Annotated in this window: 14 protein-coding genes; 2 read left to right on the top strand and 12 right to left on the bottom strand. The window is 55.6% G+C overall.

What is annotated here, in order from left to right:
* Positions 1-4: 4 nt before the first annotated feature.
* Positions 5-469, bottom strand: a complete 465-nt coding sequence (locus CHB79_RS04500; protein WP_010483668.1) for a DUF3859 domain-containing protein — start codon at positions 467-469, stop codon at positions 5-7.
* Positions 470-554: 85 nt separating this feature from the next.
* The gene (locus CHB79_RS04495) at positions 555-1,598 is read right to left on the bottom strand and encodes an amidohydrolase family protein (RefSeq protein WP_089359012.1); all 1,044 of its coding nucleotides are present in this window, start codon (positions 1,596-1,598) and stop codon (positions 555-557) included.
* 173 nt (positions 1,599-1,771) lie between these two features.
* On the opposite strand from CHB79_RS04495, the gene CHB79_RS04490 reads away from it, so the two are divergent.
* Complete coding sequence (locus tag CHB79_RS04490) at positions 1,772-2,638, top strand: pirin family protein (RefSeq protein WP_089359011.1); 867 nt, start codon at positions 1,772-1,774, stop codon at positions 2,636-2,638.
* Between the two features lie 94 nt (positions 2,639-2,732).
* Here the strand turns inward: CHB79_RS04490 and CHB79_RS04485 are convergent, their stop codons facing one another.
* The 5 genes from CHB79_RS04485 to CHB79_RS04465 form a co-directional block, all read right to left on the bottom strand.
* On the bottom strand, positions 2,733-3,464 hold the full coding sequence (locus CHB79_RS04485; RefSeq protein WP_089359010.1) for a dienelactone hydrolase family protein: 732 nt from the start codon (positions 3,462-3,464) through the stop codon (positions 2,733-2,735).
* 70 nt (positions 3,465-3,534) lie between these two features.
* The gene (gene htpG, locus CHB79_RS04480; protein WP_010483663.1) at positions 3,535-5,439 is read right to left on the bottom strand and encodes a molecular chaperone HtpG; all 1,905 of its coding nucleotides are present in this window, start codon (positions 5,437-5,439) and stop codon (positions 3,535-3,537) included.
* 109 nt (positions 5,440-5,548) lie between these two features.
* A complete protein-coding gene (locus tag CHB79_RS04475; RefSeq protein WP_089359009.1) occupies positions 5,549-6,802 on the bottom strand; it encodes an MFS transporter in 1,254 nt (417 codons plus the stop codon).
* Between the two features lie 37 nt (positions 6,803-6,839).
* On the bottom strand, positions 6,840-7,283 hold the full coding sequence (locus tag CHB79_RS04470; protein ID WP_010483660.1) for a PaaI family thioesterase: 444 nt from the start codon (positions 7,281-7,283) through the stop codon (positions 6,840-6,842).
* On the bottom strand, positions 7,280-7,756 hold the full coding sequence (locus tag CHB79_RS04465; protein ID WP_010483658.1) for a PaaI family thioesterase: 477 nt from the start codon (positions 7,754-7,756) through the stop codon (positions 7,280-7,282). Before CHB79_RS04465 ends, CHB79_RS04470 begins: the two co-directional genes overlap by 4 nt.
* A 203-nt stretch (positions 7,757-7,959) precedes the next feature.
* Between CHB79_RS04465 and CHB79_RS04460 the strand changes: the two genes are divergently transcribed.
* A complete protein-coding gene (locus CHB79_RS04460; protein WP_010483656.1) occupies positions 7,960-8,250 on the top strand; it encodes a hypothetical protein in 291 nt (96 codons plus the stop codon).
* Between the two features lie 72 nt (positions 8,251-8,322).
* Here the strand turns inward: CHB79_RS04460 and CHB79_RS04455 are convergent, their stop codons facing one another.
* The 5 genes from CHB79_RS04455 to earP form a co-directional block, all read right to left on the bottom strand.
* Positions 8,323-8,715, bottom strand: coding sequence for an MAPEG family protein (locus CHB79_RS04455; RefSeq protein WP_010483654.1), 393 nt, complete (start codon positions 8,713-8,715; stop codon positions 8,323-8,325).
* Complete coding sequence (locus CHB79_RS04450; protein WP_010483652.1) at positions 8,712-9,446, bottom strand: DUF599 domain-containing protein; 735 nt, start codon at positions 9,444-9,446, stop codon at positions 8,712-8,714. Before CHB79_RS04450 ends, CHB79_RS04455 begins: the two co-directional genes overlap by 4 nt.
* 131 nt (positions 9,447-9,577) lie before the next feature.
* Entirely contained in the window at positions 9,578-10,894 is a 1,317-nt protein-coding gene (brnQ, locus tag CHB79_RS04445) for a branched-chain amino acid transport system II carrier protein (protein WP_010483651.1), read from the bottom strand.
* Between the two features lie 330 nt (positions 10,895-11,224).
* Positions 11,225-11,797, bottom strand: coding sequence for an elongation factor P (efp, locus tag CHB79_RS04440; RefSeq protein WP_010483650.1), 573 nt, complete (start codon positions 11,795-11,797; stop codon positions 11,225-11,227).
* A 47-nt stretch (positions 11,798-11,844) separates the two neighbouring features.
* Positions 11,845-12,981, bottom strand: a complete 1,137-nt coding sequence (gene earP / locus CHB79_RS04435) for an elongation factor P maturation arginine rhamnosyltransferase EarP (protein ID WP_089359008.1) — start codon at positions 12,979-12,981, stop codon at positions 11,845-11,847.
* Between the last annotated feature and the right edge of the window lie 52 nt (positions 12,982-13,033).

Here is a 13,033-nt window from a genome sequence, read left to right as displayed (position 1 = left end):
TAACTCAACGCACAGTGAATTTTTGCTCGGCGAGTTTGCGATCCCCCTGAAAAACCATGAACTGCCACTGCCCCGGAACCACTTCATAAGGCTCGGTAAACTCAAACGCCATGGTGTCCAGCACAGCACCGGGCGCCAGCTTTTGCGTCACCACGAACTTGTCGTGACGCTGGCCATCAGGGCTGTTCACCCCAGGGGTAAGGTAGAGCAGTGTCAGCGGCTCGCCATCGACAGTCTTGCCAGCCAGCTTATAGCGCATACCAAACTTGGTGCCCAACTTGGCTGGCACGCTGTCAGTGGTTTCGATTTCTTGATTGGCTCGCGTCAGTACACGCTCACCGGGCTTGAAATCTTTGTATTGAGTGGCAAACACACCGTATTCGACCGGCCCTTCGACGCGCACCTGCGCGTGCACAAGCCCAGCCATCATTGTCAGTGCCACAGCGGCGCCAATACGAATGCAATACATGTCTCGCTCCTTGTTTTCGATGGCGCGAGCCTATGACGCCATCATGACAAGACAATGACAGTCTGCATATTTTCAGCCCACAGGGTCACTCGGCGCTGGGTTGCTGCTCGGCAAGCTCAGCCTGAACGGTGCGCGGCAGGACTGCGAGAAAGTTGTCATGTGCCACTTTCTGCGCCACATCTGCTGGCAAGGCATCCAGAAACGGCACGAAGCTGTCCATGTACTCCTTGAGACTGTCAAAGCGCCCAACCACATCGGAGCCCAACATAAAGCGCGCCGGGTAACTGCTGACAAGCCTGACCCATTCAGGATCCGGGTTTCCCTCTTTGTCCAGCAAGTAGGGATGGGCGACTGTCCACGACAGATCGATATACAGGTTGGGATAGGTCTTGAGCATGCGCTCGAGCGTTGGCAAGAGGAAATCCAGCTTGGTCTGGTGACGGTGAATCTCCATGCTGGTGCCAGCATGGGCCCAGATGAAACGTACGCTTGGATGATTGCGCAATGGCTCTTCAATTTCCGGCAGGTACAGCGGGTTGCGCTCGCGCTTGGAGGTGATATTAGAGTGCAGCATGACCGGCAAATCGTACTCTGCCGCCAAGTGATAGATCCTCGACAACGCCTCGTTATTGGCGCGCGGCGTGTCACCCTCGATCAACGCCGTGAGATCGTCGTGACGGGTAAATATCTCACCTATTCCCTGCCACAGCCCTGGGTCAAGCTCCAGGGTCTTGCGCACCAAGGCATCGGCATTCTTGTCATTCGGATTGAAACCGGACAAAAACGGATGAAAGCGCCGGCGTTGCTCAGCGGGGAGTTTGTTATATGCATGGGCAATCAAGGTATCGGTCGCGCTGTACCAATAGGCATTGGCATCATCACCGGCGTAATAACGAGGGCGCTTGGGCTCGTCCTCGTGCCATTTCTTGGCAACCGGAATACCCGAGAGCATCACATGCTCGATATTGGCTGCGGCCATATTGGCGACCAGGTCATCAAGCCCCGCGCTTTCCTGGAAGAAATCAACAAAATGCAGGTGCGCATCGCTGAAGCGATAATCCCGTGCCTCAACCGTACTTGTAGCGCAGGCTGCAATCAATGCAGCTATACCCAGGCGAAATAATGACAAACGCGAATACTCCCTATAACGTGATTTAGATAGAGTCAGTTAAGCTCTGGAGAGTTCAGCCGGCAATAACGCCCATTGTTACAAGAAGTCAGTGAGCCAAGGCATTATCTAAGCCCAAGTATGGATTAAGTGGCGCAATGAGCACGTATTGCCGTCATTTTGGAGAGCAGTGAATGAGTGAGCTTCAAGTAATTCAGCCGCGTCTGGAAGAGATTGAAGGGCAGCCCATACTGCGCCCTCTTCCTTCGGCCAAATGCCGCAGCGTCGGCCCCTTCGTGTTCTTCGATCACATGCTCGAGCACAACTATCCGGCCGGCAGTGGGATGAATATCAACCAGCACCCGCATATTGGCCTGTCGACACTGACCTACCTGTTTGAAGGTCAGTTGCAGCACAAGGACAGCCTCGGTTCCGACCAGCTGGTACAGCCCGGTGATGTCAGCTGGATGACGGCCGGCAAGCAGATCGCTCATGTCGAAAGAACCCCGCATGCCTTGCTCAAGACAGGTTCGAACCTGCATGGCCTGCAAGTCTGGCTGGCACTACCCGAAGCCAATCAACTTGATGAACCAAGCTACAGCCACCATCGCGCCGAAACCCTGCCGCGCAGTGAAAGCATGGGCGTTGAAATCTGCATGATCGCAGGCCACGGCTTTTGCCTGGAGTCACCGGTGCCGGTCAAGTCAGCCACCCTCTATGCCGAAGTCAAACTGGTCGTGGGCGCCAGCCTGGCCATTCCCGCCGAGCACCGCGAACGGGCGATATACCTGCTTGAGGGTGATGCGCAACTGGGTTGCAGCGACCTGACCGTGCGCGCACTGACGATCTTACCTGAATCCGAAGCATTGACGCTGCTGGCCTGCTCCACCTGTCACCTGGTGATTATTGGTGGCGAGCCACTCGGCCCAAGACGGATGAACTGGAACTTCGTCTCCAGCGACCCGCAACTGATCGAGCAGGCACGACAAAATTGGGCCGCCCAGCAGTGGCCGTCTGTGCCAGGTGAAACAGCACGTATCGAACTACCTGGCCAAGGCTGACTGCGGCTCACTCCACCACAAGCCCTAGCCCCCTTTCGCCAGCCTATAAAAAACGCAGCCAGTGGCTGCGTTTTCAGTACTGCCCCTTGCGCTGTCAGGCGCTGAAGCACTCATCCAGCAAGTTGCGCATAGCGGTGAAGGCCCGCGCCGCAGTCTTCTCATCATACTGCGCCGTCCCCGGCATATTGGCGTGCGGATCAGTAAAGGAATGCACCGCACCGCCGTAGGTGACCAGTTGCCAATCGACTTTGGCCTCGGTCATTTCCTTGGCAAACTCGGCAAGTTGCTCACGAGGAACCAAGGGGTCGGCCGCACCGTCCAGGACCAGGACAGCCCCCTTGATGTTCTTCGCATCAGCAGGATTTGGCGTGTCCAGCGTGCCATGGAACGAGACGGCAGCTTGCAGCGGCGCACCATCACGCGCCAACTCCAGCGAGCAACAACCGCCAAAGCAGAAGCCAAAGGTAGCCTGCCTGGAATTATCCAAGGCCACCTTGTCTGCCTGGGCCAGCAAGGTCTTCAGCGAGCCTTGCATGCGTTTACGCAGCAGTGCCCGGTCATCCTTGAGCGGCATCATCGCGGCACCGGCTTCATCGGCATTACCGGGGCGCAGGTCTTTGCCGTATAGGTCAGCAACAAACACCACGTAATCATCGCCAGCGACCTTGCGCGCGATATCGATCGCACCATCGCTCACGCCCATCCAGTTAGGCGCCATCAACAAGGCTGGGCGTGGCGTCTTGATTGCACTATTGAAGACCAACTGACCTTCAAACTGCACACCATCGACCTCGTATGCGATGGCTTGAACCTTCATATTGCTCATCTGTGCTCTCCCGATTTCAGGCTGAACGATATGAAAAAGCCCGCGTTCGCGGGCTTTTTCGTTGCACTTGCTAGGCTGACATTTCAACCAGCAGCTTGTTCAGACGCTGCACATAAGCGGCAGGGTCTTTCAGGCTATCACCAGCAGCCAAGGCCGCCTGGTCGAAGAGGATATGTGTCAGATCGCCGAAACGGTCTTCATCCTGCTCCGCATCCAGACGCTCGATCAACGGGTGGGCCGGGTTGAATTCAAAGATAGGCTTGGACTCCGGCACCTTCTGCCCGCTCGCCTCAAGAATCTGGCGCATCTGCATCCCCAGGTCCTGCTCGCCGATGGCCAGAATAGCAGGCGAATCGGTCAGACGATGGGATACACGCACTTCGGCCACCTGCTCGCCCAGAGCAGACTTCAAGCGCTCGGTCAGGCCTTCTTTGGCCTTGGCCACTTCTTCCTGGGCCTTCTTGTCTTCTTCAGAATCCAGGCTGCCAAGGTCAAGATCGCCACGGGCTACATCGACGAACGACTTGCCATCGAACTCGGTCAGGTAGCTCATCAGCCACTCATCGATACGATCGGTGAGCAACAGTACTTCGATGCCTTTCTTGCGGAAGACTTCGAGATGCGGGCTGTTCTTGACCTGCGCGTAAGACTCGCCGGACAGGTAGTAAATCTTGTCCTGGCCTTCCTTCATGCGGGCAATGTAGTCGGCCAGGCCAACCTCTTGCTCACCCTCGGAACCGGCGGTGGAGGCAAAGCGCAACAAGCCAGCAATCTTGTCTTTGTTGGCAAAGTCCTCTGCCGGGCCCTCCTTGAGCACCTGGCCAAAGTTTTTCCAGAATGTCTTGTACTGCTCGGCGTCGTTCTTGGCCAGTTTTTCCAGCATGTCCAGCACGCGCTTGGTCAGCGCCGACTTCATGGAGTCGATAACCGGATCTTTCTGCAGGATTTCACGGGAGATATTGAGCGACAGGTCATTGGAGTCGACCACGCCTTTGATAAAGCGCAGGTACAGCGGCAGGAACTCGTCGGCCTGATCCATGATGAACACGCGCTGCACATAGAGCTTCAGGCCACGGGGCGCCTCGCGTTGGTACAGGTCAAAAGGAGCGCGGCCAGGCACATACAGCAGCGAGGTATATTCCAGCTTGCCTTCGACCTTGTTGTGGCTCCAGCTCAGTGGGTTCTCGAAATCATGGCCAACGTGCTTGTAGAACTCCTGGTATTCCTCGTCCTTGACCTCGCTACGTGGGCGAGTCCACAGCGCGCTGGCGCGGTTGACGGTTTCCCACTCTTGCTCGGCAGGCTGTTCTTCTGCTTCGCTGGCCGCCTCTTTCGGCAGCTCGATTGGCAATGCAATGTGGTCGGAATACTTCTTGATGATATTGCGCAAGCGCCAGCCATCGGCGAACTCGTCTTCACCTGCCTTGAGGTGCAAAACGATACGCGTGCCGCGCTCGGCCTTATCGATGGTGGCAATTTCGAAATCGCCCTCGCCCTGCGAAGACCAGTGAACGCCCTCGCCTGCGGCCAGGCCTGCGCGACGGGTAAACACATCAACCTTGTCTGCAACGATAAATGCAGAATAGAAACCCACGCCAAACTGACCAATAAGGTGCGAATCCTTTTTCTGGTCGCCGGTCATGTTCTTGAGAAATTCGGAAGTGCCCGACTTGGCGATGGTGCCGAGGTGCGTGATGGCTTCCTCGCGACTCATGCCGATACCGTTATCTTCGAGCGTCACGGTCTTGGCTTCTTTATCGAAGCTCACACGGATTTTCAGCTCTGCGCCACCTTCAAGCAACTCTGGCTTGGCCAGGGCTTCAAAACGCAGTTTATCGACGGCATCCGATGCGTTGGAAATCAATTCGCGCAGGAAGATTTCTTTATTCGAATACAGCGAATGGATCATCAGGTGAAGCAGTTGCTTCACCTCTGTCTGGAAGCCCAGGGTTTCTTTTTGAGTTTCCACACTCATGGTCGTTTAACTCCACATTTGATGGCTGAGCCTTTTATAGGCGGTAGTCATTCAAATGGGGGCAGTCACAGGCATTTCAAGGGCTTGACTGAATTGAAAATTTTCAGGCTCAGGGTTCAAGCAGCTCGATGGTTTCAATCTGTTGCGGATCGACGGTGAAACTGGCCTCCCCCGCACCATTTCTGACTTGGCGCAAAACAATCTGCCCCTGGTCGTCCACTCCCCGGAAGCGACCCTCGACCCGGCTGCCACGCAAGGTAACCGCATGCATGGCCAGGCCATAGTAGCGCTCGGGATTGCGAAGCAATCGTTTCAAGGAGAAACGTGAACGGCGGTCTATCTGCCGTGTTGCAACTTCTGGCGACAGCTGTTTTTCGGGTTCAACGGTGGAAACAACCGCAGGAGCCTTAAGGTCTTTTGGCAACTTGGCGTAACGATCTCCCTTCACACTCCACCCCGCTCCGGGCGACTTGACCAGTTGCAGCGCCAGTTGTCGGGGCTCTTCATTGATTTGCGCATCGACCTTTAGATCAAGGCTGCTGGATGTGAAGCTGGGCATGGACAAAGGACGCAGTTGCACCTGGCGGGTGATAAAGCGCCGCTGCAAGTAATCCTCGATGATATAAGCCAGGGTGTCGCGCGAGTCGACGCTGCGATCAACCTTGCCGTCAACGTAGCGCAAGCCATTACTGAACAGCTCGACCTTGCCGCTTAGGGTTGTCTTGAATTGTGGCGGCAGCACCAGGTGGAAGTCACCTTCAAGCTTGTTCGGCGCTAGAGGCGTCAATGCCAGGTGCAAGGTATAACCATGACGCACGCGACGTGCTTCAGGCAGTTCTTGTTCGGGCAATAGCCAACTGATTTCGACTTCGGGTAGACGGCCGGTGTCCCTTGGCAGCACATCAACATTTACCGCACCATCTGGCTGTTGAGGCAGGCGGATAACCACTTCACGACGGGCAAAGAAATCCTGCCCTTCACGCAGCGTCAGCACGCCGTCGATCAACTCACCCTGTTGCGGGTTGAATGGCTGGCCATTGAGCTCTCCGTTCAAGGCAAAGTTGAGTGCCGAAGGTGCTGCCGCGTCAGGCTGCAGCCATTGCAGGCTAATGATCTGGGCCAAGCGCTGGCTGTCATGACTGGCCAGCATCGTCAGGCCGACCACCAACGGGATCACGCCCAACCCACAAAGCCCAATCGGCTGTTTGGCTGACCTCCAGTGGCGAAACACATAGCCCAGGGTCAACGGCGGCAACAAGCTGGCCCAGCCCCATAGCAGGCTGGTGCCAAAGGCACGCATCACCAACCAGACCAAACCTGCCAAAATCAGCAGTAAGCCACCGAGGATCAACAACGAATCCATGCAACGTCCTTAAGCAAAATATCTGACAGCGAAGCTGTTACGGCTCGTCGACCTTGAAATGCGCGCGAGCAGTTGCAATTGGCTCCGTCTGGTTGGTTTGCCAGGCGGTAATAGCAACGTTGGCGACCCGGCGGCCCTGACGCCATACCTGGCAACGAACGAAGGTGTCACGATAATGACCTGCGCGCAGGTAATCTATCGAGAAGTCGATGATTTTAGGTAAATGTGGAATTTCCATGAACATCAGCAGGTGCAACATTGCCGAGTGCTCCATGAAGCCGGCGATAACCCCGCCGTGAATCGCGGGCAACACCGGGTTACCGATGTTGTCTTTATTGGCTGGCAGCCGAAAAACCATGTCATCGCCCATACGCAAGCACTCGATACCGAGCAGGCTGGCGTAGGGAAACAGGCTGATCAGCTTGTCGTAATCATTACGCTCATGCGCATCGCGTACACATTGATTGAGGTCGAGGCTCATTGCGCGCCCCCCTGGATGTCTTTTTTCAGATTGCCACCGCCCTGCGCGATCTTGCCCATGCGCATAAAGGTGCCAACCACATGCGCAATAGGTTGCGTGGGATCATCTTGATAGGCATAGCCACGGGTAAAAATAATGTTAGGCGTGACCCGATAGCATTCGGCAAACCCATATACGTTCTTATGCGGCTCTGCGGGATGCATGTAGTCAATACGCAGATCGAGGGTTGGGCAAATCTCGAACTCCGGCAATACACAGACCGTTGAAATACCGCATGTAGTGTCCATCAAGGTGGTGATCGCACCACCGTGAATAACCCCGGTCTCTGGGTTACCAATAATCTGCGGACTGTAGGGCAGGCACAAAGTAAGCCCTTCAGCCGTCGCCTGATGAACCTGTAAACCCAATACCTGACAATGACGTAGCGCGCTTAAAAAACGCTGCGCCCGTTCGAGAATAGCCGACTCACTCATTCTACAGTCCAACCGCAAAAGCCGGCATGATAACGTCTTGTCCCGTGGCAATGCATCGACTCATGCGCAATCAACGCCAGGTCAGCCAATCACTTAGCCGGAATCCTTGTATCCAATAGTGAACTAAAGTCTTAGCGCTGTGTTCAAAGCAGCATGCTTAGGGGAAACCCGGCACTTACGATACTTACAAGGAGTACCTAACCGTGCAAAAACCATTTTCCTATGCCCTTATTCTTGCCTCCATGCTTGCCTTGGGTGCGTGCGAGAAAACCCCGGAAGACAAGATGGAGTCGGCTAAAGAGTCAGTTTCTGAAGCAGCCGAATCCATGAGCGACGCCGCAAAAGACGCCGGCGATGCCATCAAGCAGAAAGCAAACGAAGCCGTTGGCAATGAGCCAACCACTGGCGAAAAAGTCGAAAGCGCGATGGATGATGCATCCGACGCAGTTGAAGAAGCTGGCGACGAAACCAAGGATGCGATTGACGGCAACTAAGTTTTTGCGCCGATAAACAAAGCCCCGCAAATGCGGGGCTTTGTTTTGTCTGACGGCTTTACTTCAAAGCTTTTACAGCGCAGGCGACAACATCAGCAGCAAGCTACAGAGCAAACCCACAAGCCAGGCCAGGCTGCGCTGCCAATGCATGTCCGCCCAGTAGAAAACCAGATACAAGACCCGCGCAACCACGAAAATGATCGCCAGGGTATCAATCAGGTAACCCTGGGTCTGGGTCACATGCGCCATCAGCACCCCGACGGCAAACAGCGGAAAGGCCTCGAAGCTGTTCATATGCGCAGCTAGCGCACGCGCGCCGAAGCCTGTGAGCTGCGACTGCTGGGTCCGTGGATGATGATTATCGTAGACACCTCCGCCCTGCTTCTGCATCGCTTTGGCCACAGGAGCCTTGGCGACGAAAATCAAAAGCGCACTGATGAACACACACCAAAACGGCAGACTCATTCGACTTTCTCCTTAACCGGCTCAATTGTCGGGGTTTGCGTATAGACCATGACTTCCAGCACGTCTGAATGAAACTCGCGGCGATACAGGATCATCACCACACCCGTGGTGACAAGGATGAAAAACCATGGGTTGATAAACCAGGCCAAAGTCGCCATGCCGAAGTAATAGGCGCGCAAACCATAGTTGAACTGGTTGGCCGCCATGGAAATAACCCGCGCCGTGCGCTCACTGAACGCCTTGCGTTCCTGCTCAGTCACATTGCGCTCACCCACCATTGGCGCCGACCCCACCAGGATCGCAGCAAAATTGTACTGGCGCATGCACCAGCTGAAGGTGAAAAAGGCGTAGACAAACACCACGCCCAGGCCCAGCAGCTTGACTTCAGACAGGCTGCGGCTGGCTTCCTGCACAAAGGGCAGGTCCGCCAACAACGAGAGCGCCCGGTCCGATGAACCCAGAACAGTGAGGATACCGGCCAGGATGATCAGCGTACTGGATGCAAAAAAAGAAGCGTTACGTTCCAGGTTACCGATGACGTTGGCGTCGGCAATGCGGTTCTCACGCAACAGCATGCGGCGCATCCAGTCTTCACGATACAAATGCAGGACACTGGCCAGGCAAGGCGTGGTCTTGGCTTTTGCCAGGGAATAACGGCTATAGCCGACCCAGCAAATCAAGAACCAAATGACTGCAATTACATGTGGCAGGTGAAAATCACTAATCGGCATGAATACTCCTTGTTGACCCTGACGATTATAGACAAGGCGCATCCCTCGTTGCCTCATAAAACACCAACCTGCCGAACAAAAAACGCCCACTAAAAAGCCGCCTCGTGGGCGGCTCTTAGCGACAAATCGTGCTAGGCGGTGGCGATAGCCTTATGCCCAGCGATCCGGTCGACAATGATCGCAACCACCAGTGTTGCCAGCACCGGCAATACCCAGCCCAGGCTCTGCTCTGACAGCGGCAACTGCGAGAAAATGCTCGGCACAAGGTTCTTGAAACCGGCGGCAGACAGTGCAGCTTCAAAGCCGAAGATCAATGCAATCGACATCACCGGAATAAACACCCGGCGCGAAGACAGCCAGAAACGATCAAGCAGGCTCAAGCCAATCAGCACAATCGCCAGCGGATACAAGCCGACCAGGACTGGCACCGACAGGCTGATCAACTGCGTCAATCCCTGGTTCGCCACCAACAAACTGAAGACGCCCAAGGCCACCACAACCACGCGATACGGCAATACTGGCAACAACTCGCTGAAAAACTCACCACAAGCAGTCAGCAGGCCAACCGCAGTAGTCAGGCAGGCCAAGGTAATCACCACCGCAAGCAGCAGGCTGCCAGTGGTGCCGAATGTGTGCTGTACGTAAGCGGTGAGAATCTGCACACCATTCTGCGCCTCTGCGGCAATGCTCTGGCTGGTCGCTCCGAGATAGAACAGTGCGAGATACACCAGCGACAACCCGGTTGCAGCAATCAAACCGGCAATGATCGAGTAACGTGTAACCAGCTTGCTGTCGGTGATACCACGGTCGCGAATCGCCATGGCGATGACAATGCCGAAGACCAGGGCGCCCAGGGTGTCCATGGTCAGGTAGCCCTGCAAGAAGCCTTGTACAAAGGGTGCAGACTGGTATTCAGCGGTGGACTGCCCCACCTCGCCCGCTGGCGACAGCAATGCCGCGCCACCGAGTACCAGCAAGGCGGCAATCAATACCGGCGTAATGAACTTGCCGACACGATCAACCAGGCGTCCCGGATTTAATGACAAGAACATCACCGCGGCAAAATACGCCAAGGTGTATATCAGCAATGCAGAACCATCCGTGCCCGTGAACGGGGCGATCCCCATTTCAAAGGAAACCACTGCGGTACGGGGGGTCGCGAACAATGGGCCAATCGCCAGATAAACCGCCACGGCAAACACTATGCCCGCCGCCTTACCCAATGGCGCTGTCAGCAATGCCATGCCGCCACCGACACGGGCCAACGCCACTATGGTCAACAATGGCAGGCCTACGCCAGTGAGCAAGAAGCCAAACGCGGCCATTCCCATGTTGCCGCCAGCAGCCATGCCTGCACTGGGTGGGAAAATAATATTGCCTGCACCTAGAAAAAGCGCAAACGTCATGAAGCCAAGGGCCAGGAGATCCGAGCCTTTTAAACGAGTCATAAAGGGGAATACCACATGCAGAAAATAATGAGTTCCGAGGGTTTCCCGAAGGATCGGGGGAAACGTCGCCGTGCAGGTTAAGCACAACCACTGGGATGCCGAAGGCTTCTTGTGAAAGCCCCACCAATTAATCGTTGTAATACTAACGAATTCAGCCGTGGAACGGCATTGACACAAGCCTGGGTGTCGAAGCGCAATAACTTGGTGTCGCATCGACTACTTTTATCAGCAAGACATTGACGACCGGTCAATCACCAACGTCCAGGGCCACGCACCTGCAGGCACAAAAAACCCGGCACTGCGGCCGGGTTCTGCTGCTAAAAGCTCAGATCAAACTGGAGCTTTGGCGCGCGACTTGTACTCGCCAGTGCGGGTGTCGATTTCGATCCAGTCGTCGATCTCGCAGAAGTCAGCAACCTTGACTTCAGTACCGTTGCTCAGCTTGGCTGGCTTCATCACTTTGCCAGAAGTGTCGCCGCGAGCGGAGCCTTCGGTGTAGGTGATCTGGCGAACGATAGTGGTCGGCAGGTCAACGGAAACAACTTTGCCTTCGAAGAAAACGGCTTCGCAGACATCAGTCATGCCGTCAACGATGTAAGGCAGGACGCTTTCGAGGTCTTCTTTGTTCAATTCGTACTGGTTGAACTCTTCGTCCATGAACACGTAGTTAGGCTCGCTGTAGTACGAGTAAGTCACGTCGATACGGTCCAGGATCACGGGCTCGAGCTTGTCGTCAGCCTTGTAGACGGTTTCGGTCGAGGAACCCGTCAACAGGTTGCGCAGCTTCATTTTTACGATGGCGCTGTTACGACCGGATTTGGTGAACTCGGCCTTCTGGATAAGCCAAGGTTGGCCGTCGATCAGAGCCACACTGTTGGGCTTCATTTCTTGTGCGGTTTTCATACTAGTATCCGGATATGAATGGGGTTACAGAATTCGTAGGTGGCGTATCATATCCAATTTTGCTGAAACTGCACCAGCGCGGCAGCAAGATCTGTGCGAGAAGCCTGTTCCAGACACCATTTTTCTGCATGAACGGTCAGTTCTTCGGCCTGCTCCTGCCACAAGGACCAGCTTTGAGTCATCATTTGCCCGCCATTCCAGTCGCGCCATAGCGCCAACAATGCCTCGCGGGCCGGTGCCGACAAGCCTTGGCTGTAAAGTTGCAAAAACGCATCAAGCTTGTCCCAATGCGCACCCTCCTCTTGCGGATAGATATGCCAAAGCATGGGTCTTCCCGCCCACTGCGCGCGCAAGAAAGAGTCTTCGCCGCGCACCGCGTTGAAATCGCAGCTCCACAGCAACCGGTCGTATTGGCTTTGCTCAAGGAAAGGCAGGACGTTGACCTGCAACTGACCACGCACCCGGCAATCACCAGCTCGCAATTGCGGGCCTCCGAGCCAGCGCTCGACATCCTTGAGGATTCGCCCTTCCGGAACCAGGAGCTGGGTTGTCGATTGCATGGCCGCCAGCCCATCAAGCCAACTGCCTAGCGCTGCATTCTCGTAGGCGAATAGCGAGATCAGCCGCGCCCCGGCAACAGGCTCAACCGCCAATTCGCGCCAAAAGCGTGCTGCAGTCCCCGCATCCGCCTGAAATGCATGCCGCTCGGCCATCAGCCCAGTCTCCCGCAGCAGACCGCCGGTTTGGCCAGTAAAGCCTGGGAAGAAGAAATATTTTTGCAGGCCATTGGACTGCATTGATGGCAAACCATGACAGCCGCCGACCCATTTTTCGGCACTCAGGTATTCCAAGTTCAGCCACAGTGGCTTGGGTTCACGCGCTGCCATTGCCGCCACGTAGGCATCTGGCAGGTGACAGGCAAAGCCTTCAACCACCACATCGCCAGGCTCAATCGCTGTCCACTGGCCATGCCAGGCATGAATGGCAACACCGTGCTGGACCTGAGAATCAAGTCGTGGATCCACTGCAGGGCAAATCCGGGCAAAGGCGCTGAGATCATCCACCCACAAGCGCACGGCCACGGCATGCTCGGCAACCAGTTGCCTGGCCAACCGCCAAGTCACCCCGATATCGCCGAAGTTATCTACCACACTGCAGAAAATATCCCACTTCACAGCACGCACCGTTCACATTCGATACGCCAGTTTAACCCGCGCCACCTGACGCAACATCGTC

This window comes from Pseudomonas segetis (genome assembly GCF_900188155.1).
Classification (GTDB): Bacteria; Pseudomonadota; Gammaproteobacteria; order Pseudomonadales; family Pseudomonadaceae; genus Aquipseudomonas; species Aquipseudomonas segetis.
Note: the sequence above shows the minus strand (reverse complement) of the source record. Positions and strands in the feature narration are given on the sequence as shown.